1 protein-coding gene is annotated in these 1,488 nt (G+C 68.7%); it reads left to right on the forward strand.

The window, feature by feature from the left end; genetic code table 11:
- The first annotated feature begins 255 nt into the window (after positions 1–255).
- Positions 256–1,470: an IS110 family transposase gene (locus ABWU78_RS20875; protein ID WP_439159389.1), complete on the forward strand. Its 1,215-nt coding sequence runs from the start codon at positions 256–258 to the stop codon at positions 1,468–1,470.
- Positions 1,471–1,488: the final 18 nt, after the last annotated feature.

The following is a 1,488-nucleotide window of genomic DNA, read 5'->3' on the forward strand; positions in this document are numbered from 1 at the left end:
CTGAGGTCACTGGTGGACCGTAGGTCTAGACAGGCGTGGAAACGTCTTGTCTGCACCCCGGTGCTGCCGGGTCACTGCCGGGCTGAGCGAGTCCTGCCCTTGGTGAGGACCTGGCTGACAGTTGCAGGGCTCGGTGGCCCGGGACGTGCAGACCGGCCATAGGGCTTTGCACCGCGAGTGCCGCAGTGACCAACCGGCCGTCACGTCCCGGGGCCGGAGTGCTTCTCCGTGGGCTAGACGGAAGGAGCACACACCATGGAGGCTACGCGCGCGTTCGCCGGGATCGACTGGTCCTGGCAGCACCATGCGGTCTGTATCGTCAACGGGGCAGGTGACCGCGTCGAAGAAGTCACGGTGACGCACTCGAAGGCCGGGTTGGTCAAGGTCGCCACCCTGCTCAGGGATCACGGCGTTGACCGGGTCGGGATCGAACGTGGGGATGGTCCCGTGGTCGAGCACCTGATCCGGTCGGGGTTCGAGGTCGTGGTGATCTCCTCGCGTCAGGTCCGGTCGCTGCGAGCCCGCTACGGGGCAGCAGGCAACAAGGACGACCGGTTCGACGCGTTCGTGCTGGCCGATGCGCTACGCACCGATGCCGGCCGGTGGGCACTCGTCCGGCCTGATAGTCCCCAGACGATCGCCTTACGGATGCTGATCCGCGCACGTCATGACCTGGTCGATCACCGCATCGCGGTCAACAACCAGCTGCTGGCGGTGCTGCAGCACAACTTCCCCGGCGCGGTCGGGCTGTTTAGCCAGCTCGACATCCCGATCAGCCTGGCGTTCCTGCGCAGGTTCCCCTCCGAAGCGAAGGCCGCCTGGCTGTCCCCGGTCAGGATGGCGCACTGGCTGCGGGCCAACGGCTACTGCGGCCGGCAGACTCCCGACGAGCTCGTCGCTCACCTGCGCCAAGCCGTGGTGGGACATGTGCACGGTCCCGCCGCCGAGGCCGGCGAGGTGATCGTCACCGCCCTGGTCGACCTGCTCACCACGCTGCGCGCCCAGCAGGACAACCTCGAGGCCCGGATCAAGGAAGCGCTCCTGGCCCATCCCGACGGGCCGATCTTCCAGTCGCTACCCCGCGCCGGCACCGTCCGCGCTGCCACCCTCCTGGCCGAGATCGGCGACTGCCGCGCACGGTTCCCCGACGCCCAGGCCCTGGCCGCCGCGGCCGGCGTGGCTCCCTCCACCCGGCAATCGGGCAAGTTCCTCAACGTCGCCTACCGGCGCGGATGCAACAAGCAACTCCGCGCGGCTCTCGTCGACTGGGCCCAAGACACCCCGCGCGCGAACACCTGGGCAGCCGACACCTACCGCCGAGCCCGTGACCGCGGCTGCCGCCACCCCCACGCAGCAAGGATCCTGGCCCAGGGCTGGACCAGAATCCTGTGGCGCTGCTGGCACGACCACATGCCCTACAACCCCGACCTACACGGCCGCCTCAACAACCTCACCAAGGAGGCTGCTTGACATAGGGCTGTCAGCCCG

This window comes from Cellulosimicrobium sp. CpK407 (genome assembly GCF_051844275.1).
GTDB classification, from domain to species: domain Bacteria; phylum Actinomycetota; class Actinomycetes; order Actinomycetales; family Cellulomonadaceae; genus Cellulosimicrobium; species Cellulosimicrobium cellulans_G.

Coding starts and splice junctions, on each gene's coding strand:
- ABWU78_RS20875 (WP_439159389.1), top strand. CDS start 256: ATGGAGGCTACGCGCGCGTTCGCCGGGATCGACTGGTCCTGGCAGCAC.